A 19891-nucleotide genomic window follows, 5' to 3' on the forward strand; every position below is an offset into this window, starting at 1 on the left:
GAGGACACCTCAACTGAGCCCGGCCGTCGCCAGGAACTTCCCCACCTCCTCGACCTCCTCCGGCGTGAGCGGCGTCTGGGGCGGCGCCGTCACCGGGCAGTCGATGACGCCGCGCAGGTGCAGGGCCGCCTTGAAGGCGCCGAGCGCCGAGGAACTGGGGCCCGTCCGGGCGGGGTCGCCGACCCGGACCATGCCGAACAGGGCGCACAGCCGCTCCTGTTCGGCGCGGGCCCGGTGCAGGTCGCCGGAGCGGTGCAGCCGGTCCAGGCGGACGTAGCCGTGCGGGTCGACGTTGGCGAGTCCGGGCACCGCCCCGTCCGCGCCCAGCGCCAGGGCCGCGTCGACGAACAGCTCGGAGCCGGTGAGCAGGCTGAACCCGGTGATGCCGGGGCGGGCGCGGACCCCGGCGGCGATCTCGCGGAAGCCGGCCAGATCGCCGCTGGAGTCCTTCAGCCCGGCCAGCACGCCCTCGGAGGCCAGCTCCAGCACCACGGCGGCGGGCAGTTTGGTGTGCACGGCGGACGGGATGTCGTAGGCGATCACGGGGACCGGGCTCTCGGCGGCGATCAGCCGGTAGTGGCGGGCGATCTCGGCGGGGTGGGTGGCCGCGTAGAACGGGGCCGTCGCCACCACCGCGTCCGCGCCGGCCGCCGTCACCCTGCTGACGTGGTCCAGCACCCGGGGCGTCGTCATGTCGATCACGCCGGCCAGCACCGGCAGCCGGCCGCCGACGTGCCGGGCCACCGTCTCGACGACGAGCCGGCGCTGGTGATCCGTCAGGAAGGCCGCCTCCGACGACGAGCCGAGCACGAACAGGCCGTTCACCCCGGCGTCGATCAGATGGTCGACCAGTCTCATCAGGGAGTGGACGTCGACCTCGTGATCCGGTGTCAGGGGGGTGCACACGGGCGGGACGACACCGGTGAGCGGGTTCATGACGGCTCCCTCGCGGACTGTGCCAGGTCGTGGGTCGACCGGTCCTCCTCGACAGGATGGTGGCAGCGGTACCGGTGCCCCGGTGCGGACGCGTCGGAAAACTCCGGCATCTCACTCGCGCACACCTTTGTCGCCTTCCAGCAGCGCGTCCGGAAGGGGCACCCGCTCGGCGGCCGGACCGCCGACGGGACCGGCCCGACCAGCGGAATCGGGTCGACGGCGTGCAGCAGTCCGGGCGCCGCGGAGAACAGGGCGCGGGTGTACGGGTGACGGGAGTGCCCGGTCACCCGGTCGGCCGGCGCCTCCTCCACGATCCGCCCGAGATACATGGTGATCACCCGGTCGCTCATCCGCCGGACCGTCTGGATGTCGTGGCTGACGAAGACCATGGCCAGCCCCAGGCGCTCCCGCAGATCCAGCAGGAGGTTGAGGATCTGGGCGCGGACCGACACGTCGAGGGCGCTGGTCGGCTCGTCCGCCACCAGCAGGTCCGGGTCGAGGACGAGGGCGCGGGCGATGGCGACGCGCTGTCGCTGGCCGCCGGAGAGCTGCCCCGGCAGGGCGTCGGCCAGCCCTCGGTGCAGGCCGACCAGTGCCATCAACTCCCTTACGTGGTAGTCGCGTTCGGGGCCGGTTCCCTCCCCGTGCACATCCATCGGGTCCCGCAGGATCCGCCGTACGGGCAGCCGCCGGTTCAGGGCCGTGGAGGGATCCTGGAAGATCATTCCGATGCCGCGGCCCACGGTGGCCCGCCGCTCCTCCCGCGGCATGGACCACAGGTCCCGTCCGAGGTGGCGCACCGTGCCGGAGGCCGGCCGCTCCACGCCGACGAGCACCTTCGCCAGCGTCGACTTCCCGCACCCCGACTCGCCCACCACTCCGACCGTCTCGCCCGGCGCCACGGTGAGGTCGGCGGCGGTCAGCGCGTGCACCCGGTCCCGGGCGAACAGGCCGCCGCCGCGGGCCCGGTGCACGACGTGCACGCCGTCGACCTCGACGATCGCGTTCACCGCACGGCCCCCGTCGGCACCGACGATCGCGTTCACCGAACAGCCTCGGTCGGCACCGGTTCGGCCGCCGGACGGTGGCAGGCGACCGTGTGGGTCGGGGGGCCCGCCGGGAGGGGCCGGGAGGTCCGGCAGCCGTCGCCCGCGCGCGGGCAGCGGTCGGCGAAGCGGCAGCCCCCGGGGAAGTCGGCGGGGGCCGGCACCACGCCCCTGATCTGCGTCATCCGCTCGGCCGCCCCCTCCAGCGACAGCACACTGCCCAGCAGCCCCCGGGTGTAGTGGTGGGCCGGCGCCTCCAGGACGTCGGCGGTCACCCCCGCCTCGACGACCTGTCCGCCGTACATCACCACCAGCCGGTCGGTGACGTCCGCGACCAGGGCCAGGTCGTGCGAGACCAGGACCAGCGCGAACCCCAGCTCCTCGCGCAGCCGCAGCAGCAGCGCCATGATCTGCGCCTGCACGGTGACGTCGAGGGCGGTCGTCGGCTCGTCGGCGACGATCAGCTTCGGGTCCCTGGACAGGGCCATGGCGATCAGCACCCGCTGGCGCTGGCCTCCGGAGAGCTCGTGCGGGTAGCTGCGCAGGGTGCGCGCCGGGTCGAGGCCGACCAGCGTGAGGAGTTCCTCGGCGCCGCGGCCGCCGCCGCGCCGCACGACCTGCCCGAGCTGCGCGCGGACGGTCATCGCCGGGTTCAGGGAGGACAGGGCGTCCTGGAAGACCATCGCCATCTCGTGCCCGAGCAGCCGTCGGCGGGCCCGCGGCGGCTCGGCGAGCAGGTCCCGGCCCCGGAAGAGGATCCGGCCGCGCACCCGGGCGCCCCGGGGCGCCAGGCCCATGACGGTCAGCGCGGTCAGCGACTTCCCGCACCCCGACTCCCCGACCAGGCCGAGGATTTCACCCGGCCGCACCTCGAAACCGACGCCGTCGACGATGTCCACGCCCCCGTGCCGGCCCTCGAACCCGACGGCGAGGTCCTCCACCGCGAGCACCGGCGGCCCCGAGGGCAGTGGGCGTGCCCGCGCGCGCAGCCGACGGGCGGCCTCGGCGAGCCCGGGCAGCGCGACCACCTCGCCGTCACCCGGCTCCGGGGACTCCGGGGACCGTGCGGGGTCCGCCTCCGCGGGCACCTCCACCGCCCGGGCCGCCGGTGCGGCCCAGGCGTCCGAGACGCCCTCGGAGAGGACGTTCAGACAGAGCACCGTGCACAGGATCACCAGCCCGGGGAAGACGGTCGCCCACCAGCCCCCGGTCAGCACCATGTTCTTGCCGTCGGCGATGACACTGCCCCAGGACGGGTCCGGCGGGCGTACACCCGCGCCGATGAAGGACAGCGACGCCTCGAACACGATCGCCTCGGCGACCTGCACCGTGCAGAAGACCAGCACCGGCGCGGCGCAGTTGACGGCCACGTGCCGCCCGACGATGTGCGGGGTGCGGGCACCGATCACCCGTTCCGCGGTGACGTAGTCCTCGCCGTACTGGTCGAGGATGTTGGCCCGCACCACCCGGGCCACCGGCGGGGTGAACAGGAACGCGATGGCGCAGATCAGCACGGTGATCCCGCCGCCGAACACCGCGACCAGGACGGCGGCCAGCGCGATGCCGGGGAACGCCATCACCACGTCGAGGCAGCGCATCAGCGTCTCGTCGAGCGCCTTGCGGGAGGTCGCGGCCACCGCCCCGATCAGGGCGCCCGCCACCAGGGCCAGCGAGGTGGCGCCGAGGCCGATCGCCAGCGACCAGCGGGCCCCGTACATCAGCCGGCTGAGGATGTCCCGGCCCAGGCTGTCCTGGCCCATCCAGTGCGCGGCCGAGGGGTGCCCGGTGCCGTCCACCGGCGGCAGCTGTTCCAGCGGGTCGTGCGGAGCGAGCAGCGGCGCGCACACCGCGACCAGCACCACCAGCGCCAGGAAGCCGAGCGCCGCCCTCGACAGCGGCGGCAGCCGGCGCGGGCCGCGCAGCCGGATGCCGGGCCGGGAGAGCGCCTCGGTGAGGCTCCCGCGCGTCTTGATCATGCGGCCGTGTCCCTCAGTCGCGGGTTGACCAGCAGGTACAGGATGTCGATCACGAGGTTGACGAGCACGAACCCGAACGCCGTCGTCAGCACGACGCCCTGGACGACCGCCGGGTCGCCGTTCCGCACGGCGTCGATCATCAGCTTCCCCATCCCCGGCAGCGCGAAGATCGTCTCGATGACGACCGCGCCGCCCAGCAGATAGCCGACCCTCAGCCCCAGCACGGTGAGCGGGTTGACCAGCGCGTTGCGCAGCACGTTCCGGCCGACCACGACCCGCGGCGGCAGCCCGCCGCCGGTCGCGGTGCGGACGTAGTCCCGGTCCAGCTCCTCCACCATCGAGGTCCGCACGACGCGGGTGAGCTGGGCGGCCACCGGCAGCGACAGGGCGAGCGCGGGCAGGGTCATCGTCCACAGCCAGCCGGTGACCGAGTCCGCCGGGTTGATGTAGCCGCCCGCCGGGAACCAGCCCAGGCCCACCGCCAGGTACTGGATCATCAGCAGCGCCAGCCAGAAGCCGGGCGCGGCCACCCCGGTCAGCGAGACCACCCGGACGAACCGGTCCGTGAACCGGCCGCGGTGCACGGCCGCGGCGACCCCGCCCAGCAGGGCCAGCACGACGGCGACGCCCAGCCCGAGGAAGGTGAGCTGAAGGGTGAGCGGCAGCGCGGTGAGCACCTGGTCCAGCACCTCCTCGCGGGTGAGCGCGCTGGTGCCCAGGTCCCCGTGGAGCAGATCGCCCACGAAGGCCAGGTAGCGCACGGGCAGCGGATCCAGCAGCCCGTTCTCCTCCCGGAACTCGTGGAGTTGCTCGGGGGTGGGGTTGGCGCCCTGGAAGAACGCGGACGCCGGGTCCGCGTCGGAGAAGCTCATCACCACGAAGACGAACAGCACGATGCCCAGCGTCAGGGGCACCAGCAGCAGGAGTCTGCGGAGCAGGATCCCCACGACGGCGCCCATGTCAGACCCACCTCGCCCGGAGCAGGTTGATCCCGGGATACGGCTGCGCCCGCAGCCCGGTGAGCAGGCGCGGGTCCCAGGCCGTCATCAGCTCGTTGTGGACGACCGGGTAGAGCACCGCCTGCTCGGCGACGACGTCGAGGCAGTCCTGGAGCATCGCGCGCCTGCGCCCCGGGTCCGGCTCGCGGGTGGCCCGGTCCATCAGCCGGAACAGCCGTCGGGCGACCGGGTGCCCGGCCCAACGGGCGTACCGCATCCACAGGTTGGCGGGCCCGTAGTTGTAACGCAGGATCAGATCCGCGTCCAGGCCGAACTGGTTGGGGTTGGAGGCGGCGGCGACGACCTGGTAGTCCCGGCCCTGGTCCAGCCTGGTGAAGACGGCCGTGGTCTCCTGCGGCGACAGAGTCGTCCGCACGCCGATCGCGTCCCAGGACGCCTTCAGGGTCGGCAGGCAGTCCACCACCCAGCTGACGTTCACCGACGTCAGGTCGACCCTCAGACCGCGCACCCCGGCCGCCCTCAGCAGCGCCTTCGCCCGCTCCGGGTCGTGGTCGTAGACCGTCGTGGCCCGCCGGTGGTCGGGGTGCGCCTCGTTCAGGAACGAACTGGCGGGCGTGCCGTGCCCCTTGAGGGCCACACGCACCAGCTGGCGGGAGTCGACGGCGTAGCGCAGGGCCTGCCGCACCCGTACGTCGTCGAACGGCTTGTGCCGGGTGTTGAACATCAGGAACAGGTTGTTCATCCCGGCGCCGCCCGCGACCGTGAGCCCGCCGCCGCGCAGCCGGCCGATGTTGGCGTAGGGGATGTTGTCGGAGAGCTGCGCCCCCGCGCTCGCCCCCGAGATGCGGGCCACCCGGGGGGCCGCGTCCACGATGGTCAGCCAGTTCATCCGCCGGAAGGCGGCCCGGCGCGGGCCGTTGTAGCCGTCGTACGCCTCCAGGACGGTGTTGGACTTCGGATGGTGCGCGGCCTGCCGGTAGGGGCCCGAGCCGATCGCCCGGCCCCGCACGGCGTCCTCCCAGGCGCCCGGCCGCGAGAAGACGTGCCGGGGCATGATCTTGGCCAGGGTGAGCCGGGACAGCCCGTCCGGGAACGGGAACGCGAGCACCAGCTCCACGGTGCGCGCGTCGACCTTGCGGACCTCCTTCAGCCAGGTGGCGAAGAAGCCCTTCACCAGGGTCTCGGTCCCCGGGTCGAGGATCCGCCCGAAGACGAAGAGCACGTCGTCGGCGGTGACCGGCACCCCGTCGTGGAAGGTGGCGCCGGCCCGGAGGGTGAACGGCCAGACCGTGGCGTACGGATCGGCCGGCACCCGGGTGGCGAGGGCCGCGTACGGCTCACGGGTGACCGGGTCGGTGTCGAGGAGCCCCTCGTAGATGTGGTGGTTGGCGGCCATGCTGAACGCCGACGCGGTCTGCGTGGGGTCCCAGCTGCCGTCGTTGCCGTAGCCGACGACCGCGGTCAGGGTCCGGTCGGGTCCGTCCGCCCCGCCGAAGTCGATGGTGGACTCCGGCCCGGCCGAACAGCCCGGCAGCCCCGGGAGGGCGAGGGCCGCGCCCAGCGCGCCGGTCCGCCCGAGGAGGGTACGGCGACCGGGCGCCGCCGCGTGGGGGGCCGTGTCGCGCACGGTTCCTCCAGGGGGAGGGGGTGGGGGAGACACGACCGTATCCCCGGCCGGCCGCGCCCCCGGGAACGGCGGCCGGGGCGGCCGGGGCATCCCACACCAATGGCCGAGCCGGCCCGGCTCCGGCGAGGGGCTGCCGTCCCCGGCACGCGGCGAGGGGGTTGCCGTCCCCTGTACGGCAACCCCCTCGCCCCCCGTCCGCCCCGCCGGGCCCTCCCAAGCCCTGGCTAGGGCAGCGTCTTCGCGTACGCCGGGTCCTGGTCGGAGTCGTAGACGAGCTTGCCGCCGGCGTCGTAGCCCTTGACCCAGGGGGCGGTCGTGACCTGCTGCTCCAGGACGCCGGAGGCCACGAACCAGCCGTGGTCCAGGGCGGCGGGGCCGGTCTCGCCGCCGTAGTCGACGGTGACCTTCGCGACCGACGGCTCGACGGTGCCGATCACCCCCCAGCGGAAGGGGAGGGTCCAGTCGCCGCGGTCCAGGACCGACTGCTGGTACAACTTGCCGGCGTTGATGTCCGGCACGACCACGGCGGCGTCGGGGCCGTTGTCGACCCCGCTGATGTTGAGCCCCTGGGCCTCCCCGTCCCGGATGTTGCAGATGAGCCGGGTGGTGTCCGCGCCGCTGCCCTTCACCGCGACCACGAACATGCCGTCGCCGGGGGCGTTGGAGTCGCCGGTGCTCTTCATCGCCAGGATGATCCGGTAGCCCTCCGCCGGACTCGGGTTGTCGCCGCTCGGGCCGAGGGCGTGCTCGGCGTCGTAGGAGAGGCACTGGTCCAGGGCGTGCGCCGACTGCTCGAAGGAGATCCCGTCCAGCAACTGCCCGTCCGTGGCGGGCCGCGCCGGCCGTGCGGGCCCGGACGGCTCGGCGGACGGCGTCGGAGCGAGCGTGCCGCTCGCCGCCGGGCTCGGCGCCGACGCCGTCGAGCCGCCCCCGCCGCCCTTCCCGCCCACCGCGTACGCCCCCACGGGCAGCGCGGCCAGCGTCACCAGCACCGCCCCGGCCGCCGCCACCCGGCGCCGCCGCTCGGCCGCGCCCCGGCGCCGGATCGCCGGATACGGCGCCGCCGACGGACGGATGGTGTAGGCGTCCTCGGCGAGCAGCTCACGCAGCCGCTCCTCGAAGTCCGCTCCCTCGAAATCCCGCTGTTCCTCGCTCATCGGTGGTTCCCCCCGTCGACACACGGCTCAGCCCGGTCCCCGCCCAGCACCCGCGCGAGCTCCGGACTCGTACGCAATTTCGCCAGACCCTTGGACGCCTGACTCTTGACCGTGCCGGGCGAGCAGCCGAGCGTGTCGGCGACCTCCGCCTCGGACAGGTCCTCCCAGTAGCGCAGCACCACCACCGCCCGCTGGCGGGGCGGCAGTTGGGCGAGCGCGGGCAGCAGGGCGCTGCGCTCGTCGGCCCAGCCGTACGCCTCGTCCCGGCCCGCCCGCTCCGGCGGGGCCGCGGTCAGCGCCTCGGGCACCCGCCGCTTGCGGAACCGGTCGCTGTTGCAGCTGACCAGCATCCGCCGGACGTACGCCTCGGGGTTGTCGCTGCGCGCCACCCGCCGCCAGGACCGGTACGCCTTCGTCAGCGCCGTCTGGGTCAGGTCCTCGGCGAGGTGCGGGTCCCCGGTGAGCAGATAGGCGGTCCGCACCAGACGCGACCACCGGGCTCTGACGAACTCCTGGAAACGGTCCTCTAGTTCGACCTGCATCAAGCATCCTCCCTCGCCCTCCAGACCACCGTCCGCGCGGATTCGGTTGCCCCGGACCTGCCGCACGCGTTCGAATGGCCGCGTGACGGATGCGGAGCGATGGGAGGAGGGGGCGGCCGGTGTGCTCCGGCTGCCCTCGGGACGGCTGGTCAGGGGCCGGGGCCTGCGCCGCCCCCTGCCGCCGGGGGAGCCGCCGCCCTCGTACGGCGTCTACCTGCTGGGCCGGCGGCCGCCCGAGGTGCCCTGGGAGTCCGGCTGGGTCCGCTGGCCCGACTTCCGGCTCCCGGCCGACCCCGACGCGGCCCGCGCGACACTCGCCGAGGTCTGGCGCCGGTGCGCCGGCGAACGCGTCGAACTCGCCTGCGGAGGCGGCCGCGGCCGCACCGGCACGGCCCTGGCGTGCGTGGCGGTCCTGGACGGGGTGGCGCCCGCGGAGGCCGTGGCGTACGTCCGCCGGCACTACGACCGGCACGCGGTGGAGACGCCTTGGCAGCGGCGGTTCGTGCGGCGGTTCGGGTGAGGTTCCGGCCGGGTCAGTCGCAGCGCACGTCCCGGCGGGGCCGTTCGCCGGTCGCCAGGAAGCGGGAGACCAGCCGGTCGCCGCACTCGGTGCCGTTGGCGAGGTAGGCGTCGTGCCCGGTGGCGTCGTTGACCACCATGACCGCCCGCTTCCCCAGTGCCTCGCGCAGCTTCAGCGCGCCGCCGAGCGGCGTCGCCACGTCCCGCGCGTTCTGGATCATGAGGATGTTCGACGGGCCGCGCCCGGAGACCCGCACCGGCGCCTCCTTCGGCGGGAAGGGCCAGGCGGCGCAGAGCATCGCGTTGCGCGGCATGCCCGCCGTCAGCGGGTACGCGGCCCGGCTCTCGTTGACGTCCCTCTGGTAGACGGCCGGGTCCGAGGGCCACGCGGCATCGTTGCAGATGGTCCCGGCACCGACCGCGGTGTAGTTCTGCAGCGCCTCCTCGGGCGGGGACGGCGGCGCGGGCGGCACCGTGCCCTGCTCGGCCGCGCGGATCAGCCGCGCCAGCGAGGGGAAGTCGTCCGGGTCGTAGAACGCCGTGAGCATGGCCTGGCGCAGCTCGGTGCCGTTCAGCACGGGCGGGTTGGCGCCGGGCCACGGCAGCGGCTCGCGGTCGAGACGGTCGGCCAGCTCCAGGAACCGCGACCGCACCTCCTGGGGGGTGCGGGCCACCCGGTCCGGGTTGCCGGGGCGGGACGCCCACTTCGCGAACGCCGGGAAGACGTCCTCGACGCCCTGCTCGAACGCGGCCAGCCAGGCCCGCTCGGCGTGGACGGGGTCGGCGTGGCCGCTGCTGTCCAGCACGATCCGGTCGGCGCGGTGCGGGAACATCTCCGCGTAGGCGACGGAGACGTACGTGCCGTACGAGACGCCCCACGCGGACAGCTTCCGCTCGCCGAGCGCGGCCCGGATCCGGTCGATGTCCCGGGCCTCGTTCCTGGTGCCGATGTGCCGGATCAGCTCGCCGCCGTTCTCGGCGCAGGCGGCCGACATGCGCCGGGCGGTGACCATGTTCTCGGTGACGGAGCCGTCGGCGGCGGGCCAGGGCCGCAGCTTGGAGAAGGTGAGGTCACCGGGTTCCAGGCCGCAACTGACAGCGGTGGAGGGGGCGTTGCCGCGCGGGGCGAACCCGATCAGGTCGTAGGCGTCCCGCACCTCCTGCGGCAGCCCCTGCCCCTGGTTGGACGGGTGGGCCAGGCTGTCGCCGCCGGGGCCGCCCGGAATCATCAGCAGGGCGCCCCGGCGGGCGGCGGGATCCTCGCTCGGGATGCGGGAGACGACGAGGTCGATCGTCCGGCCGTCGGGCTCGGAGTAATCCATCGGTGCGGAGACGGTGGCGCACCGCTGGCGGGGGTCGAGGCCCTCGCCCTCGCAGGCGGTCCACTGCAGCGGCTCGGCGCGCGCGGCGGCGCCGGACGCGCCCGCGGGCACGGCGAGTCCGACGGCGGCGACACCGGCCGCGGTGATCAGGGCTGCGCTCTTCGCGATCTGCTTCATGGGTCGAGCCTCGCGGAACCGCGACGCCGCCCACATCCGGCCAACAGCCTTGTGTCCAGGGGGGTTTGCCCCCGCCCGGCCCTCCGGGGAGCCCTAGGACCGTAGGGGCCCTCACAGGATCAGCGTCATCACCAGCCGGTCCTCGCCGGGCCCGAAGTAGTTCTTGCGCACGCTGTCCTCCGAGGTGAAGCCGATCGAGCGGTACAGCATGATGGCGGCCGCGTTCGTCGGCTCGACCGTCAGGCTGACCTCGCGCAGCTCCTCGGCGCGCATCCGGCGCAGCACCTCCAGCATCAGCCGGCGCCCGTGACCGCGGCCGCGCTGGTCCCGGGTGACGCCCAGGCTCATGATCCGGCCCTCGCGGCCCTCCGACACGGTCGGGAAGAGGACGTAGCCGTGCAGCCGCTCACCGTCGTCCAGGACCAGCAGGCGGTCACCGTGGACGTCGTACAACTGCCGCAGTACGAAGTAGGGGTACGGGTCGTCGGGGAACGCCTCCCGGTCCACCCGGACGAGTTCGGGCAGGTCGGCCTCGGTGACTCCTCTCATCGTCAGGGGCCGGTCGATGAACCCCCGGTCACGGAAGAGCGCGTGACCGGTACTGCCGGCACGCGAAGGGAAACGTTCCTCTGGAAGAGCCGTCATACCGCCCCCCTGCGGGTTCGGGTCAAATGGCGTTGACACCCGTACGGGTGGTACCGGGTGAGACGCGAGGTGTCTGCCTTTCGGATGTGTTCGGCAGAGTTCCGACCATCTTGAGCGGGACAATCCGGCCGTTCAAGGCGGGATCAGGTCGAGGGAATCCATTCGCGACCGTGCGCCCCCGGTGCGCCCCACCCGATTCGAGTCGGTCACATTATGCCCAGGGGGATCCGTGCGGTCCCCGGCGTTGGTACCGTTGAAGAATGACCTTGAGATCCTCGGGGGAAGCCCAGCTGAACGCGGACGTCTCCTGGGCGTCATTCGACCCGATCGCCTACGTAGATCACAACTACCGCGACTTACAGGCGGAGGACGCGGAGATCCTTTCCGCCATCAGGGATCATTTCGGCGATCATTTCCCGAGCCGTGACGGCGGTCCCGTCACGGGCATCGACGTCGGCGCCGGCGCGAACCTCTACCCCGCGCTCGCCATGCTGCCCTGGTGCGACCGGATCACGCTCTTCGAGCGCTCGCCCGCGAACGTCCGGTACCTCAGGTCCCAGGTCGCCTCCTACGCCGGGAACTGGGACCAGTTCTGGCGCGTGCTGTGCAAGAACGACGCCTACGGCGCCCTCGACATGGACCCGAGGGCCCGCTTCCGCGACGTCGTCGGCGTCGAGGAGGGCAACCTCTTCGACCTCCCGCGCCACGAGGGCCGATGGTCGATGGGGACGATGTTCTTCGTCGCCGAGTCGATGACCTCCTCCTACGAGGAGTTCGACCGCGGAGTCGAGTGCTTCCTGCGCGCCCTGGCCCCCGGCGCGCCCTTCGCCGCCGCCTTCATGGAGCATTCCAAGGGCTATCACGCCGGTGAGCATTTCTTCCCCGCCTGCGATGTCTCGAAGGCCGAGGTCGAGGTCAGCCTGAAGCGTTTCGCGGACGACGTCCGGACCGAGCGGCTGAAATCGTCGGCCGCCGTGCGCGACGGATATGCCGCAATGATCGTGGCCTATGGCCGCCGAAATTCGGATGCCGATATTCCGCAAGCCGTCGGCGAATAGTCACCGCCCCGCGGGCGCGCGCGAGTCACCGGCGAATGCGGGGCGACAACAGAAGAGGGATTCTTCCTCAATCGACGGCAGTGCGGCCTGTGTGAGGGGCATGGGATGCAGATCAAGCCACGTCAGCACCTGCTGGACATCTGGCAGGCGCTGGGACGCCACTCGTTCGAGGGCGGGGAGTGGAACTGGGGCGAGTACGGCGGCGAGAGCAGCGTCGCCGACGCGGAGCGGCTGCTCTGCCTGCTCTATCCGGCGACCGAGATCCCGGCGTTCCGCCTGGACGACCCGGACACCACCCAGGACGACGTCCAACAGGTCCTGAAGAAGGCCGGCGGACGCCTGGACATCCCGGTCAACCTCGTCACGGCGACCGCCGAGTTCATGCGCACCCACACCGGCGAGGACAAGAGACCCACGTTCGCCGGGGGCACCTACTACGGCGCCCGGGACCAGAACCAGGAACTCACCGAGGAGCAGCGCCGGCTCGACGTCGTCGACTCCTTCTCGATGTCCATCACCCTGTGCCTGGCCACCCTCGGCTTCCTCAAGGTCTACGAGAGCAAGACCCGGCGCACCGACGTCAAGGAGGTCATCGCCGAGCTGCGGGCGGCCACCAGCACCCGGCTCACCGCGGCCATGGTCAGCCTGCTGCGCTCCTTCACCGTCAACGTCTTCGACGTCGACGCCGCCCAGGGCCAGACCCTGTGCGAACTCCTCGGCCAGGGGCGGATGTCCCAGCGCCAGGTGGTGAAGCAGTTCCAGGACCGCTTCCGCCCGCTGCGCGCCGCGATCGTGGAGAGCCTCCAGCTCGGCATCGACGTCCAGGAAGGCCTCAAGGACGAGAGCCAGCTCTTCGAGTGCGGCTGGGCCTGGAGCCTGGTCCGGGACGCCCCCGAGATCGAGACCGACGAGCCCATCGGCCCGCAGCCCGAGGGCGCCGCCGCCCCGGTGCCGTACCTGTACTTCACCGTCGTCGCCCTCGACGGCATCCAGGACCTGTTCACCGACCGCACCCTCACCCTGGGCCTGCTCAACACCGAGCAGCAGAAGCTCGCCGAGGCGCTCCGGCTGCGCTGGGAACTCACCCAGCAGTACTGGTCCCGCATCGCCCGCTTCGACGGCGAGCGCTGGCCCCTGGAGGACATCCCCTGGCGTACGACGGGACAGCGGCTGGAGTCCGAGTACTTCTCCCTCTCCGTCGCCGCCATCCTCGTCCACGACCTGATGCGCCGCCGCGCCACCGACGACGACCTCAACCGCACGGTCACCATCATGGAGCGCCTCGCCGAACGCGGCCGCATCACCAGCCGGATGACGATGGACGACCCCATGGTGCACGCCCTGCACAACGTCGGCGTCGCCCTGCCCCTCCAGGGCAGCGAACGGCTCGGACCGCCCATGACCTGGTCGATGAGCGACTTCTCGGCACAGCTGCTGAAGCGGACCGTCCAACTCTGCACGCTCTCCCGGAACCTCGCCTCGCACGACCGGCTCCTCGGGCTCGCCGAAGCCATCTTCGACCACATGTGGCGCCGCCGGATCCGCGAGGGCGAGGGCGTCGGCCTGTGGGACAACGTGCACGCCGCCTACCCCGAGGCCGACATCACCAAGCGGCGCGTCCCGGTCTCCTGGAGCATCACCGAGCGGGTCACCGAGGTCATGGTGCAGGCGTACCAGATGTACCAGCAGCCACCGATCCGCAGCCTCGAACTGATCCAACTGGCCAAGGCGCTGCTCTCCGAGGCGGCCCATCTGCTCGGCAACGAACAGATGGAACCGGCGCCCAAGGACGACGGCCGGCACGGCATGCAACTGCGCACCATCGAGGTCAAACTGCGCCGCGCCCGGGCCCTGGTCGACGAACAGCCCGGCACCTCCTACTCGCTGGCCCTCGACGTCCTCGGACAGCTCGACGCCCTCAGCCGGGCGCGCGAAGCGGCCACCCAGGGAGTGTGACCCGGTGCTGATCTTCGCCGCCTCCGACAAGGGAGGCACGGGCCGGTCCGTGACCAGTGCCAACCTCGCCTACCACCGGGCGCTGGCCGGCGACGACGTGTGCTACCTGGACTTCGACTTCGGCTCGCCCACCGCCTCCGCCGTCTTCGACGTGCCCGACGCCCGCGAGGCCGCGGAGGACCGCGGACTGCACTCCTACCTCGTCGGCGAGGTCGGCGAGCCCGTCCGCGTCGACGTCTGGGCCGACACCGAGCACCGCGTGCTGCGCAACCGGCCCCCCGGCTCGGGCCGACTCGTCCTGATGCCGGGCGACCTCAGCGGCGGCGAGTTCGCCACCGACGACGACAACCTGCGCCGCTGCGTGGACCTGCTGCTCCGGCTCAACTCCGAGTTCGACCTGATCGTCGTGGACCTCAGCGCGGGCCGCTCGTACGCCGTGGACATGGTCCTGGAAGCCACCTCGCTGCCCGAGATGCGGGGCGTCGACTCCCGCTGGCTGGTCTTCCACCGCTGGACCCGCCAGCATGTGGCGGCCGCCGCCGGACTGGTCTTCGGCAAGCGCGGGATCGTCGCCGGCGGAGTCGCCCGCGGCCACGACGAGGACACCCTGCGCGGCTCCATCCGCTTCGTCCGGGCCGCCGTACCCGACCCCAAGTCCCAGCTGTGGTCGCAGGTCTCGGCCACCCAGTCGGCCTGGATGCGCGAGTGCGACCGCGACCTCAAGCAGCTCGCCTCCTCGCACGGCATCGGCTACAGCCAGGTCCTGGGCGCCGTGCCCCTCGAACCCGTGCTCCAGTGGCGGGAGCAGCTGATCACCGACGAGGACGTGCTCGACAGCCAGATCGCCAACATGGAGACCTGGCAGGCGCTCAGCGACCTGGCCGGCCGGCTCACCGACGACAAGTACTGGGAGCAGGCATGAGCGAGGCCGTCTTCCGGGAGACCAGCGCAGAGCCACGCACCCAGGCCGTCCCCCTGTCCCACCTCTCCCTGGAGCTGGGGCACCTGTACATGGAGGACTTCGAGGCCGGGCCCAAGCGGCTCGGGGAGCACTTCGCCGAGGTGCGGATCTGGGTGGAGGCCGCCCGCGCCTCCGCCGCCCGCCGGGCCGCCCCGGGCCGGGCCAGGATCAGCACCTGCTTCCTGATCGACGACTACTTCACCCGCTTCTCCACCCCCGCCGAACTCGTCCCCCTGATCCTGAAGGAGGCCGAGGAGGCCGGGCTCACCATCGACTACCTCGCCCGCGAGTCCGGCTGCGCCGTCGCCGACCGGATCGAACTCGCCGAGTCCGTCCTGCACCGCCTCGTGGAGTCCCCGCCGCCCGGCTCCGTCGGCTCCCGCCCGCCCGTCAGCCGCACCGGCTGGCTCGCCAACGGCCAGCGCAGCCCCGGCCGGGGCGCCGCGCTCGCCGAGGTCACCGCCTGGCAGCCGCCCCAGGAGACCGCCGCCCGCAACCACTCCGTCTTCATGGACGTGGAGCTGTGGTCCGAGAAGGACGGCCGACGGCTGTGGTCCTGCCCCTTCCTGGCCGCCGTCTGGCAGCTCGCCCGGCTCGGCCTGCTGCGCCACCTCGGCGAACCGGTGCTCGCCCCCGCCCCCTGGGACGGCGGCGACTTCCCGCACGACTGGGACCGGCTGCCGCCGCTGCTCCGGCTCAACCCGCAGGCCGACCCGTTCAGCGCCTACCGCACCTGCACCCTGATGCCCAACCGCTTCCTCGCCGTCGAGGACGCGGTGCGGATGATCCTGGACCAGATAGACGTCGACGCCGACGCCCTGGAACAGGTCGACCGGCGCTCGCGCGGCGAGCGGGCCCAGGTCCCCGCGGCCGTCGCCCAGCGCGCCTCCTACGTCTTCTACGAGGAGCCCGCGGACTGTGCCCCCGAAGGGAGCTGAGATGGCGGCCCCCGGACAGTCGGCGCGCCCGGTCCTGGTCTGCGGCGAGGTGCGCACCTGTCTGCTGCCGTCCCTCCACGCACTGGACGGCCGGGCCGCCGCCCAACTGCTGCGGCTGCGCGCCGACGAACACGTCCGCGTCTCCGAGCGGCCCAACCTCTACGTCCGCTCGCCCGAGGTCCTCACCGGCGTCGACTGCCGGCTGCCCACCGCCAACGGGGCCCACGTCCGGGCCGTCGGCACGGTGGCCGCCCGCGCCGCGCTCACCGAGGGCCGGATCCTCCAGGCCACCGCCTGGTTCAGCCTCCCGGCCGCCGGCCCCGACCTGCGCCGGCCCTGGGGGCAGTACCTCGTCCGCCCCGGGATCGTCGAGCCGTTCGGCAAACTGCCCCAACAGGCCATCGCCCAGGGCGTGCTGCGCGGTGCCGGACGCGGTGAGCTGGACCTCGGGACCATCGCCGAGGGGATGCTCGCCCGACTGCTGCGCCACCCGCTCCTCGACCACAAGGCACCCTTCAAGTCCCGCCGCACCCACCTGCGGTGGACCGCGCACCGGGCCCCGGCCGGGGAGGAACCGGCGCTGACCCGCTTCACGCTGGCCGAGGACGGGCTGCGGACCATGGAACTGCGGCTGCCGGAGGAGATCCCGGCGGCCGCGGCGGCAAGCCTGTGCGAGGACCTCGCACTGCACGACTGGCTGCTCACGACCGTCGTGCACATGCTGGACATCAGCCGGCTCGGCTCGACCGACGGGCCCACTGCCCTGCTCGCGCTGCGGCCGGCCGTCGATCACCTGCTGCATCTGTGGATGCCGCGCGCCCATGTGGACCGCTCCCTGGGCCATCTCTGGGACGAGCTGGAACGAGAACCGGGCTTCACCCGCCAGTGGCGCAACCTCGTCCAGCGGATCCGCGACCAACTGGCAGTCCAGACCATTCCGTTGCTGCACCAGGCGCCGAGCAGGCGCTGAGGGGCGGCCGACGACACACCCGACGGGGGAGACATGAACGGGGCGACGACAGGAGACCTCACGACAACGCCGCAGCCGGAGGAAGAACGGCGGTCGAGACTGTTCCGCAAGACGCTGGTCACGGCGTTGGTCGCGACCGGCACGTTCTTCCTCACCAACGTCCTCAGTCCGGACGCCGGCCAGCTGTGGCAGTGGACCATGCCCGCGGTCATCGGCAGCGCGGTGCTGATCATGCAGTACCTGGTGGACTTCGGCGAACGCCTGGAGGCCGTCGAGGAGTCCCAGAAGCGCCGGATACGCGGGATGCGGGACAGCCTCGCCGACCACCACCGGGAGATGCGGGCTGCGGTCGACGACAGCTTCGCCAAGATCAACGCCGCGACGGAGCTCTTCAGCCAGGTCGACCGCTCGGTCCTGCGCTCCGACGGGGTGACCCGGCTGGCGCGCAAGTACACCCAGGTCGGCGAGCACGGCTCGGAGATCGTGAAGCGGTTCGCGCAGGAGGAGATCGCCAGCCTGGCCCTACTGATGGAGAACCTCTCCAACGGCTCCGCCGAATGCCCGGGCGAGAACCACGAGTGGCTGATCGACCTGACCGCCTGTGCCAAGAAGACGCTCTACGCCACCAGCACCTCCGTCGACCGGGACTTCTGGTCCAGCGGCCCCGGCAAGCGGTACCTGGTCGCTCAGGGCGACGCCATCCGCAAACGGGGAGTGGAGATCAGGCGGCTCTTCCTCGTCGACTCCGCCGACGAGATCACCGAGGCCCTGCGCAAACTCTGCGAGCGGCAGCGCCGGTACGGCATCGACGCGCGGATCGTGGACCAGTCGGAGCTGGACAACGCGCCGGTGACCTCGGTGAACGACTTCATCATCTTCGACGGCGAACTCTGCTACGAGATCGAACCGGACGTCCGCGCCTCGCCCACCAAGACCACGCTGAAGATGAAGCAGAACCACGTCAACGAACGCATCGAGCGCTTCGACGACCTCTGGGAGGCCAGCAGCGCCGAGTGATCTTGCCGAGTCTAGACGCGGAGCGTCGCCGTCGGGATGCGAAGAGTGAAACAGGGGAGGCCTGGGGAACCAACGGGACGGAAGCAGTGTGAGCAACGGGAAAGGGAAGCTGCCGTGAAGCCACCCGTCGGTTCCTGTGTCGTGGACACCCGCTCCGGAAGGCTGGGCGTCGTGATGGGGCACGAAGGACCGTACGTCCAGCTCAGACCGTACGGCGGCGGCCTGGAGTGGGACGCGGCGCCGGAGTCCGTACGGCAGGCCACCACCGCCGAGCGGAGCCACGTCACGCAGGCGCCCGCCGATACCCGCGGCCGCGGTGAGGTGCCCTGACGCCTGGGGCTAGGGTTCGGCGGCATGGGTCTGTTCAGCCGGAGGAAGAAAGGGCCGAAGGCGGTCCGCCGCTATCCCGTGCCGCTCACCGCGCACCAACTGTGGATGGTGTCGCTGAGCGCGCCGGTCAGCCGTGACCGCAGCGCCTCGCGGACGACGCTGTACCCGTTCACCCGGATCGACGACGACGGGGCGCGGCGCTGGCTGGCCGAGCAGTGGGAGATCACCTCGCGCGCGGAGCTGGTCGAGCGCCTCGACGACCTGGCCCGCGCCGGGTACCGGGAGCGCGCGTACCGGGCCACCGGGATCTCCCCGCTGGCCTGGGACGCCGCCCTGTACGTCGACATCTCGCGGCGCGGGTTCGCCTGCGGGCTGCTCGACGAGGGCGACACCTGGACCGCGCTGAAGAACATCGTCCCGTCGGTGGTGCGGACGTACGCCTCCTGGCGGGAGTACGCCGACCACTACCTGCTGGGCCGCCGGGTGTGGCAGGACGGCCTGCGCGCCACCGCCGACGCCGACTTCCCCGCCCCGCAGGCGGAGGCCGCCGCGCACCTGCGCGCCCTGCTGGACCCGGACAACCGCACCAGCCCCTGGAACCAGGCCCCCTGGAACGCCATCAGCCTCCCCGACCGTCCCCGCTGACCCGTGGCGTACGGGAGAATGACCCCATGAGCCTGTTCCGCCTGTGCGCACCCGGGGGGCAACCCCCGGACCCCCGGCCGCGGTCCCGGCGGGGTGCGAGATGAGCCTGTTCCGTGATGACGGCATCGTCCTGCGTACCCAGAAGCTGGGTGAGGCCGACCGGATCATGCTGTGCGCACCCGGGGGGCGACCCCCGGCCGCGGTCCCGGCGGGGTGCGAGATGAGCCTGTTCCGTGACGACGGCATCGTCCTGCGTACCCAGAAGCTGGGTGAGGCCGACCGGATCATGCTGTGCGCACCCGGGGGGCGACCCCCGGACCCCCGGCCGCGGTCCCGGCGGGGTGCGCGATGAGCCTGTTCCGTGACGACGGCATCGTCCTGCGTACCCAGAAGCTGGGTGAGGCCGACCGGATCATCACGCTGCTCACGCGCGGGCACGGACGGGTGCGGGCCGTGGCCCGGGGGGTCAGGCGGACCAAGTCGAAGTTCGGGGCCCGGCTGGAGCCGTTCTCCCATGTGGACGTGCAGTTCTTCGCGCGGGGCAGCGAGCTGATCGGGCGCGGGCTGCCGCTGTGCACGCAGAGCGAGACCATCGCCCCCTACGGCGGCGGCATCGTCACCGACTACGCCCGCTACACCGCCGGGACGGCCATGCTGGAGACCGCCGAGCGGTTCACCGACCACGAGGGCGAGCCGGCCGTCCAGCAGTACCTGCTGCTCGTCGGGGCGCTGCGCACGCTCGCCCGCGGGGAGCACGCGCCGCACCTCGTCCTCGACGCCTTCCTGCTGCGGTCGCTCGCCGTCAACGGCTACGCCCCCAGCTTCGGCGACTGTGCGAAGTGCGGAATGCCCGGACCGAACCGTTTCTTCTCGGTGGCCTCCGGGGGCTCCGTATGCGTCGACTGCCGGGTGGCCGGTAGCGTCGTACCCTCGCCGCAGACCCTGGAACTGCTCGGTGCGCTGCTTACGGGAGACTGGGGGACTGCGGACGCCTGCGAGCCGCGGTACGTCCGGGAGGGCAGCGGACTGGTCTCCGCCTACCTGCACTGGCACATGGAGCGCGGGCTGCGTTCGCTTCGGTACGTGGAAAAGTAAGGGAGACGAGGGGCA

General features: G+C 72.4%; 19 protein-coding genes. 10 read left to right on the forward strand and 9 right to left on the reverse strand.

Going from position 1 to position 19891, the window contains the following annotated elements; all coding sequences use genetic code 11:
• Nucleotides 1-9: 9 nt before the first annotated feature.
• The 7 genes from ABT296_RS16275 to ABT296_RS16305 all read right to left on the reverse strand — a co-directional run bounded on the left by ABT296_RS16275 (nucleotide 10) and on the right by ABT296_RS16305 (nucleotide 8243).
• The gene (locus tag ABT296_RS16275; protein ID WP_351927639.1) at nucleotides 10-936 is read right to left on the reverse strand and encodes a dihydrodipicolinate synthase family protein; all 927 of its coding nucleotides are present in this window, start codon (nucleotides 934-936) and stop codon (nucleotides 10-12) included.
• Nucleotides 933-1946 carry an oligopeptide/dipeptide ABC transporter ATP-binding protein gene (locus tag ABT296_RS16280; RefSeq protein ID WP_351927855.1) on the reverse strand — a complete coding sequence of 338 codons (1014 nt, stop codon included), beginning with the start codon at nucleotides 1944-1946 and terminating at the stop codon, nucleotides 933-935. Before ABT296_RS16280 ends, ABT296_RS16275 begins: the two co-directional genes overlap by 4 nt.
• Before the next feature lie 32 nt (nucleotides 1947-1978).
• A complete protein-coding gene (locus ABT296_RS16285) occupies nucleotides 1979-3958 on the reverse strand; it encodes a dipeptide/oligopeptide/nickel ABC transporter permease/ATP-binding protein (RefSeq protein ID WP_351927641.1) in 1980 nt (659 codons plus the stop codon).
• On the reverse strand, nucleotides 3955-4917 hold the full coding sequence (locus ABT296_RS16290) for an ABC transporter permease (RefSeq protein WP_351927643.1): 963 nt from the start codon (nucleotides 4915-4917) through the stop codon (nucleotides 3955-3957). The genes ABT296_RS16285 and ABT296_RS16290 overlap by 4 nt, the downstream gene beginning before the upstream one ends.
• Before the next feature lies 1 nt (nucleotide 4918).
• On the reverse strand, nucleotides 4919-6544 hold the full coding sequence (locus ABT296_RS16295) for an ABC transporter substrate-binding protein (RefSeq protein ID WP_351927645.1): 1626 nt from the start codon (nucleotides 6542-6544) through the stop codon (nucleotides 4919-4921).
• 224 nt (nucleotides 6545-6768) lie between these two features.
• Nucleotides 6769-7701 (reverse strand): hypothetical protein, encoded by a 933-nt coding sequence (locus ABT296_RS16300; RefSeq protein ID WP_351927647.1) that lies wholly within the window; start codon nucleotides 7699-7701, stop codon nucleotides 6769-6771.
• On the reverse strand, nucleotides 7698-8243 hold the full coding sequence (locus ABT296_RS16305; RefSeq protein WP_351927649.1) for a SigE family RNA polymerase sigma factor: 546 nt from the start codon (nucleotides 8241-8243) through the stop codon (nucleotides 7698-7700). The genes ABT296_RS16300 and ABT296_RS16305 overlap by 4 nt, the downstream gene beginning before the upstream one ends.
• Nucleotides 8244-8325: 82 nt before the next feature.
• Between ABT296_RS16305 and ABT296_RS16310 the strand changes: the two genes are divergently transcribed.
• Nucleotides 8326-8763 (forward strand): protein-tyrosine phosphatase family protein, encoded by a 438-nt coding sequence (locus ABT296_RS16310; RefSeq protein ID WP_351927651.1) that lies wholly within the window; start codon nucleotides 8326-8328, stop codon nucleotides 8761-8763.
• A 13-nt stretch (nucleotides 8764-8776) separates the two neighbouring features.
• Here the strand turns inward: ABT296_RS16310 and ABT296_RS16315 are convergent, their stop codons facing one another.
• Together ABT296_RS16315 and ABT296_RS16320 are read right to left on the reverse strand one after the other, a co-directional pair.
• Nucleotides 8777-10261 (reverse strand): alpha/beta hydrolase, encoded by a 1485-nt coding sequence (locus ABT296_RS16315; RefSeq protein ID WP_351927652.1) that lies wholly within the window; start codon nucleotides 10259-10261, stop codon nucleotides 8777-8779.
• 111 nt (nucleotides 10262-10372) lie between these two features.
• A complete protein-coding gene (locus ABT296_RS16320; protein ID WP_351927654.1) occupies nucleotides 10373-10810 on the reverse strand; it encodes a GNAT family N-acetyltransferase in 438 nt (145 codons plus the stop codon).
• A gap of 356 nt (nucleotides 10811-11166) precedes the next feature.
• Here ABT296_RS16320 and ABT296_RS16325 point away from each other — a divergent pair, with 356 nt between their 5' ends.
• The 9 genes from ABT296_RS16325 (at nucleotide 11167) to recO (ending at nucleotide 19876) form a co-directional block, all read left to right on the forward strand.
• Nucleotides 11167-11964, forward strand: coding sequence for an SCO2525 family SAM-dependent methyltransferase (locus ABT296_RS16325; RefSeq protein WP_351927656.1), 798 nt, complete (start codon nucleotides 11167-11169; stop codon nucleotides 11962-11964).
• Between the two features lie 105 nt (nucleotides 11965-12069).
• Nucleotides 12070-13920, forward strand: coding sequence for an SCO2524 family protein (locus ABT296_RS16330; RefSeq protein WP_351927658.1), 1851 nt, complete (start codon nucleotides 12070-12072; stop codon nucleotides 13918-13920).
• Between the two features lie 4 nt (nucleotides 13921-13924).
• Nucleotides 13925-14842 (forward strand): SCO2523 family variant P-loop protein, encoded by a 918-nt coding sequence (locus tag ABT296_RS16335; protein ID WP_351927660.1) that lies wholly within the window; start codon nucleotides 13925-13927, stop codon nucleotides 14840-14842.
• A complete protein-coding gene (locus ABT296_RS16340; protein ID WP_351927662.1) occupies nucleotides 14839-15819 on the forward strand; it encodes an SCO2522 family protein in 981 nt (326 codons plus the stop codon). The genes ABT296_RS16335 and ABT296_RS16340 overlap by 4 nt, the downstream gene beginning before the upstream one ends.
• A gap of 1 nt (nucleotide 15820) precedes the next feature.
• Entirely contained in the window at nucleotides 15821-16789 is a 969-nt protein-coding gene (locus tag ABT296_RS16345; protein WP_351927664.1) for an SCO2521 family protein, read from the forward strand.
• A 33-nt stretch (nucleotides 16790-16822) separates the two neighbouring features.
• Nucleotides 16823-17806, forward strand: coding sequence for a DUF6879 family protein (locus tag ABT296_RS16350; RefSeq protein ID WP_351927666.1), 984 nt, complete (start codon nucleotides 16823-16825; stop codon nucleotides 17804-17806).
• A 114-nt stretch (nucleotides 17807-17920) separates the two neighbouring features.
• Nucleotides 17921-18136 carry a hypothetical protein gene (locus tag ABT296_RS16355; RefSeq protein ID WP_351927668.1) on the forward strand — a complete coding sequence of 72 codons (216 nt, stop codon included), beginning with the start codon at nucleotides 17921-17923 and terminating at the stop codon, nucleotides 18134-18136.
• A 24-nt stretch (nucleotides 18137-18160) separates the two neighbouring features.
• Nucleotides 18161-18781 (forward strand): DUF1266 domain-containing protein, encoded by a 621-nt coding sequence (locus ABT296_RS16360; RefSeq protein ID WP_351927670.1) that lies wholly within the window; start codon nucleotides 18161-18163, stop codon nucleotides 18779-18781.
• Nucleotides 18782-19129: 348 nt separating this feature from the next.
• On the forward strand, nucleotides 19130-19876 hold the full coding sequence (gene recO / locus ABT296_RS16365) for a DNA repair protein RecO (RefSeq protein ID WP_351927672.1): 747 nt from the start codon (nucleotides 19130-19132) through the stop codon (nucleotides 19874-19876).
• The last annotated feature ends 15 nt before the right edge of the window (nucleotides 19877-19891 follow it).

The organism is Streptomyces sp. NPDC000983 (assembly GCF_040299205.1).
Taxonomy (GTDB): domain Bacteria; phylum Actinomycetota; class Actinomycetes; order Streptomycetales; family Streptomycetaceae; genus Streptomyces.